The organism is Bacteroides sp. CAG:633, from assembly GCF_000435115.1.
GTDB lineage: Bacteria > Bacteroidota > Bacteroidia > Bacteroidales > Bacteroidaceae > Bacteroides > Bacteroides ndongoniae.
The window spans coordinates 1-6,702 of record NZ_FR883014.1; the positions used below are offsets into that span (position 1 = coordinate 1).

The following is a 6,702-nucleotide window of genomic DNA, read 5'->3' on the forward strand; positions in this document are numbered from 1 at the left end:
CATGCTAAGAGCTGCACCAATAGCACCACCCGCATCGGCATAGCGGTCTTTTTCATACATATACTTCGCATAAATCTTCATATTCAGATGGTTGTCGAAGAACGAGGGAGACAAGTTCAAACCTACGTTGGCACGACGCATCCATGAAGTTTCTACGATACCGTCAGAAGAATTATAACCCAAGCTCAAACGGTAAGGAATATTCTTCACACCACCCGATACCGATACATTATGACTATGCGAAATAGCTGTGCGGAAGATTTCATCCTGCCAGTCGGTATTGGCATTTCCCATACCAACTTCGCCAGCCTTGTCACCCCACAACTGTCCGACAAGATTACGGAATTCATTGGCATCCAGCACATCGTATTTCTTCTGAATCATAGAAACCGTCATATCACCGTTGTATGATACAGAAGGAGCTGCACCGCTCTTACCCTTCTTCGTGGTAATGATGATGACACCATTCGAAGCACGGCTACCGTAAATAGCTGTTGCAGAAGCATCTTTCAATACGGTAAAGCTTTCGATATCATTCGGGTTGATCATAGCCAACGGGTTACTCATACCGGTCGGCGTATTGTTATCGATAGTCAAACCATCGATTACAATCAACGGGTCGTTGGAGGCATTCAATGAAGAACCACCACGTACACGAATCTGGGCACCGGCACCAGGAGTACCGCCCGAAGTAATTACATCTACACCCGGAACTTTACCGACCAACATATCCTGAGCATTATTCGTAATACCCTTGCTCAGTTCATCGGGCTTAATGGCTGTTACTGATCCGGTCAAGTCATCTTTCTTTGTACGACCGTATCCCACAACAACCACTTCACTCAACAATTCGGCATCGTCCTGCAACGTTACAACCACCGACGGAGCAGCAGCAACTTCTTGTGTCGTATAACCAATGAAAGACACCACCAACGTGGCTCCTTGAGGAACGGTCAATGTAAAGTTACCATCCATATCGGTAATCGTACCATTGGACGTATTTCCTTTTTCAACAACATTAGCGCCTATCACACCACCTAGAGCATCTTTCACATGCCCCTTCACGGTAACATTCTGTGCATAAACGCCTACAGACAAGAACAACCCTAACAATAAGGGAAGAATCATTTGATAGATTCTAAGATTAACTTGCTTCATGCATCTAAAAAAATTAAAGTTAACAATATTAATTATTACTATTCTTTCAACTAAAAACTGTCATGCACCGTTTACATAGCACTCCTGACTATAAGGCACAAAATGACAGAGGCAAATATATAGGTTATCGGATTATGTAAAGATACAGGAAGAGTTAAATGTCGAAATTGAAACATGCAAACGATTGCACCAGACGTGCAATACCTCTCACTGTATATGAAGTTACCAGCTTTTCAACCTCTTTTACAACACAGTCGAACAATGCTTGTACTGCTCGCGAGAGACACTTGCATTGCTCACGAGCCACACTTGCACCGCTCGTGAGCCACACTTGTGTTGCTCAACTGCATTGTTTGCTACATTGCCTGACAACGATTGTTACACCTCCTGACATTGATTGCCATTCCTTCCAGCATTAATACCTATTTCCTCCGACCAATGTAGATGTTTACACTCGTAAAGTATCACTTCAGAGATATAAAGTAGTACTTTAAAACAACCATAACAGACATCCGACAAGACAGTCAGAATGCGTACATACCCACAAAAGTTCTGAAACGTAGTTTTTTGCTTTCACGCTTTCACCGGTCCCCTACAGTCTGATTAACAAACAATTGCGGTGAAACATGAGGTTTCACCGCAATTTCAAAAAACAGGATTACGACTGTGTCTGATCAGTCTTTCCAGAATAGTCCTTTCACCGTAAACAACTTGTATTTAACCACTTACGGTGAAACCTCACCGATTATAGGTCTTTCTTCCGGCGTTTCACTTCACTTCCAGCGTCAGCTTTCCTGCCTTCACCCCTTTGGCTTTGGCCTCGAACACCAGATTGCCCGACTCAGCTCCACTTTGTACAATAGCTGTCAGCTGACCACTGAAAGCATGCATACGGGGCAGATGGAAAAGATCGAGGCAGGTTGCATCGCCATTGGCGGCAGCACGGAAACTTCCCGCCCCTTTCACTGTGAAAGAAACCAGACGGTCGTCGGCCGGACAAAGATTGCCATCCTTGTCTACCACCCGAACCGTTATATAAGCCAGGTCTTTGCCATCGGCCGAAAGCGCCGTACGATCGGCCACCACTTCCAGGTGATGAGGTTTGCCCGCTGTACGTACAGTCTTTTCTTCCACCTTCTTGCCACTGTTATCGTAAGCCACCACTTTCAGTTCGCCCGGCTCGTAAGGCACGTCGGTCCACATCAGCCGATAACGGCGCTGCAACCACAACGAATCCTTTCCCTGCAAGGCACGAGCCTCATCAGCTGTCAGTTTTCGCTGCTTGCCATAGCTTTTACCGTTTACAAAGAGTTCAGCCTCGGGATAATTGGTGTAAACAAAGACCGGTGTATTCTCTCCTTCACGTCCAGGCCACGTCCAATGAGGCAGCACGTGCAGCGTATTGTCCCGCTTGTTCCAGATGCTGCGATACAGGTAGTAACGGTCTTTAGGCAGACTGGCCAGGTCGATGATACCAAATACCGAGCTGTGGCTGGGCCAAGCATCAGTATCGTAAGGCGAGGGTTCGCCCAAGTAGTCGAAACCCGTCCATACAAACTGCCCCAGCGTCCAGTCGTAATCGTCAGCCAAAGCAAAATCCTCATCGGGCACGTTCGACCATGAACAAGCTTCCAGGTCGTAACCCGACGACTGATGGTCGTCGTACATAGCCTGTTTCTTCAGTTCAGCCGGGAATTTATAGACTCCACGCGAGCTGACAGTCGATGCCGTTTCAGAGCCCAGCACCAGATTCTGCGGCAGTTTCTCGTAAGACTCCACATAGCGGTGAGTGCGATAATTCAGTCCCGGCACATCGAGCATGGCCGCGAAGCCATTGGCCAGCACGCACGACACCTGATCCATACCACACGTCACAGGGCGTGTCGGATCCTCGCGATGACAAATGTCTTGCAAGAACGAAGCTACCTTGTAACCTTCAGGACTGCATTGCGTAGGCACTTCGTTTCCGATGCTCCACATCACCACGCTGGGATGGTTGCGATACTGGCGAAGCATGTTTACCATATCCTTCTCGGCCCACTCCTTGAAGAAGCGGTGATAGCCGTTTTCGCATTTGGCAATGTCCCACTCGTCGAAAGGTTCCACCATCATCATAAAGCCCATCTCATCGCAAAGTTCAACCAGCTCCGGCGCAGGCATGTTGTGCGACGTACGGATGGCATCACATCCCATATCTTTCAACAGTGTCAGTTGACGGCGAAGAGCCGCTACATTGATTGCGGCTCCCAACGGGCCAAGGTCGTGATGATTGCATACCCCCTGGAACTTACGATGCTGGCCGTTCAGGAAGAAACCTTTGTCGGCCACCAACTCAATGCTGCGGATACCGAAACGGGTAGTATACTCGTCGGTCTGCTGCCCATCTACATAAATCTTCGAAACAGCCTTATATAAATAAGGTGTTTCGGGACTCCACAACCGGGGAGCATCGACCAAGAAATTCTGTTCGAAAGGCTGACCGTGGTTAATTTTCATCGTATTGTCTTTCGAAGCCACCACTTCACCTTCCGGAGAAAGAATCTGGGTCAAGATACGAACATCCTTCGTCCCGGCCCCTTCAACAGTTGTCTTCAGACAAACTGAAGCATATTCGGCAGAAACGTGCGGTGTTGTCAGTTGCGTTCCCCATACCGGTACATGCACATCCTCCGTCGCCACCACACGTACATTTCGGTAGATTCCGGCTCCCGGATACCAGCGAGACGACTGCGGACGGTTTTCAAGGCGGACAGCCAGTAGGTTCTTTGCTCCCTCTTTATTTAAATAAGGTGTAACGTCGCAATGAAACGAGTTATAACCGCACGGCCAGAAGCAGACTTCCTGTCCGTTGACATACACACGAGCCTCGCTCATGGCACCATCGAATACCAGCGACACCAGCTTACCAGCCGGAGCCTCGAACGTAGTCCGATACCACCCTACCCCAACATACGGCAAACCACCCGTACGTCCGGTCTTTACCGAAGCCGCCGTCTCCAGATTCTGAGTGACAGCCACCTCCTGCAAGTCGTGACTACGGTCGAAAGGACCATAGATGGCCCAGTCGTGAGGCACGGTCACAGTTTCCCACTGCTTGTCGTCAAAGTCTGGCTTCATGGCATCAGCCACATCACCTTTCATAAATTTCCACCCTTTTTCCAATAAGGTTTCTGTTCGCTGTTGCGCAACAGCCATCCAAGCCAGCAATGCGCAACATAAAGTCATCAATAATCTCCGGTTCATATTTATTCTTTATTATTCTTTAAACCCATCCATGATTACAGTCGGCCGGCCATCTTCGGTAAAAGCTCCCAAGCGGTATTGCCCCGGTTTGCATTCTGGTTCCCAATAGAATACACCTTTACACTTGTTTTCTGTACTTTCACGGCATTCTTTTATGAGACGTGCCAGCTGCTCTTTACCCTGTTTCAATACGGCATCGCTTGCCAGGCGTCCCTGGTCGTCGGCACACTCCATACCCGTCTCTACTACCATCACATCGCATCCGTAACGGGCACTTACCTTCTTAATATTGGCAATACAATCCGTAATCGTTTTTTCTGCCGTATATTCAGGATGTTCCTGCATAGTCCAATAAGGATAGATCGACATACCTATCATGTCCCATTTTCCGCCGTTCTTCTTCAGCTCGTCGAAGAACCAGGTATAAAGTCCATTATCATATCCATTGTCCAGATGAACAATGACAATGGCTTGCGGGAAAACCGCCTTTACGGCATCATAACCTGTATTTATGAAAGTGGCCAAATTGGCCCAGTTAGCCCGATATTTTATCTCAGTCGAAGTCGTATTCGATCCTTTCACGTCGCAAGCACGGATGTCATACGAAGCTCCGCTCAGCGAAGCATCTTCGTCCCACAACATACCCGGACGGATTTCGTTTCCTACCTGTACCCACTTCGGAGTAACTCCGGCCGCCTTCAATGCATTCAGTACTTCGGTCGTATGGTTCGCCAACGCTTTCTTCAATTCGTTTATTCCCAATCCTTTCCAGGCAGCCGGCTTATGCTGCTGACCGGGATCGGCCCACCAGTCGCTATAATGAAAATCGACCATTACATCCATATCCAGTTTCTGAGCCCTTTTGGCCTTCACAACCAGATCTTCCGTGTTGCACCAATTGTCATGCTCCTTCGGATCAACCCATACACGCAAGCGGATGGCATTAAGCCCATATTCTTTCATCAAAGCCGTACATTCACGTGCTTCTCCAGCCTGATTCTTAAAAACATGTCCTTGACTTTCCATTTCAGTCACCCAGCTGATATCAGCCCCCTTAGCAAAATCCTGGCTTTCTGTGACAGTAGAATCTTCCTCCGACTCTTTATTATTAGAGGTTCCGTCTCCGCACGATGACAATAACAACAAGGCTCCCAACGCCCAACTCATAAAGTAAAAGTGTTTCATAGTCTACTATTTAATAAATAAAACATATATACATAATCAACAATCCACCTAAAACAGGCTACAATGACCTCAACCTATTCAACAATAAGAGTACACAACTTATTATTCCTTAGATAATAGCTGAACCGCCTCAAAGATAAACAAATCTTCTGCAACAACTATAAAGGCCTTTGACAAAAATACAAAAAACAACAGCAACACAACCACCTTGCAAGAGCTACAAAGAAGCCCATCTATGCAATCGTTTGCAAAAACTGATAAACCGATAACAGTCAAGACATAAAACATTTTCAGGCAAATCGCTTACATTTGCAATGGGAACAAGAATATTATGCCTTGATACTTATTTGGGCAGACAACTTTTTTGCCTACCTTTGGGTAGAAAATACCGATACTTATGAACAAACCTCAAATCACCATCAAAGACATAGCACGCGCACTGAAAGTTTCGCCGTCGACGGTTTCCAGAGCGTTGAAAGACAACCCGGACATCAGCCAGGAAACACGCGATCTGGTACATGCCTATGCCAACAAACATAACTATAAGCCCAATGTACAGGCCGTGAATCTGCGGGCAGGACGGAGCAACACGATAGGCGTCATCGTTCCTCAAATGGTACACCATTTCTTTTCGTGCGTACTGAGTGGAATAGAACAGGCCGCTTCGGAAGCAGGTTACAATGTGCTTGTGGCCCAAAGCAACGAATCATACGAACAGGAAGTAAAAATCATACACTCATTTCTCGCAGCCCGTGTTTGCGGTGTCATTGCTTCACTGGCTAAAAACACCTCGCATTACGAGCACTATCAGGAACTGCTGGACAATAATATTCCGATTGTCTTTTATGACCGTATCTGTACCGGTCTGAATACAGAACGGGTGGTAGTCGACGACTATGCCGGATCGTTTGCCGCCGTTGAGTACATGATACAGACCGGATGCAAACGCATCTTTTTCTACGGTTCCGCACCTCATCTGGAAATCACCAAGAACCGCCGGAACGGCTACCTGGATGCTATGAAGAAATACCACATTCCGGTAGATGACAGTATGATAAAGCTGTGTGACACCCGCGAACGCGCCATTGCCATCACCCCCGACCTGCTGGAATCGGA

General features: G+C 47.4%; 4 protein-coding genes. 1 reads left to right on the forward strand and 3 read right to left on the reverse strand.

The annotated features are described in order from the left end of the window. From QVP67_RS03340 to QVP67_RS03350, 3 genes are all read right to left on the reverse strand, one after another. Positions 1 to 1,158: SusC/RagA family TonB-linked outer membrane protein (locus QVP67_RS03340; RefSeq protein WP_288179854.1), on the reverse strand; the 1,158-nt coding region annotated here is incomplete at its 3' end. A gap of 768 nt (positions 1,159 to 1,926) precedes the next feature. After that, the gene (gene galB, locus QVP67_RS03345) at positions 1,927 to 4,401 is read right to left on the reverse strand and encodes a beta-galactosidase GalB (RefSeq protein ID WP_022162141.1); all 2,475 of its coding nucleotides are present in this window, start codon (positions 4,399 to 4,401) and stop codon (positions 1,927 to 1,929) included. Positions 4,402 to 4,413: 12 nt separating this feature from the next. After that, positions 4,414 to 5,586, reverse strand: coding sequence for a glycoside hydrolase family 53 protein (locus tag QVP67_RS03350; protein ID WP_022162142.1), 1,173 nt, complete (start codon positions 5,584 to 5,586; stop codon positions 4,414 to 4,416). Positions 5,587 to 5,983: 397 nt separating this feature from the next. Here QVP67_RS03350 and QVP67_RS03355 point away from each other — a divergent pair. Next, positions 5,984 to 6,702, forward strand: a 719-nt coding sequence (locus QVP67_RS03355) for a LacI family DNA-binding transcriptional regulator (RefSeq protein ID WP_288179855.1), incomplete at its 3' end; no start/stop codon positions are given.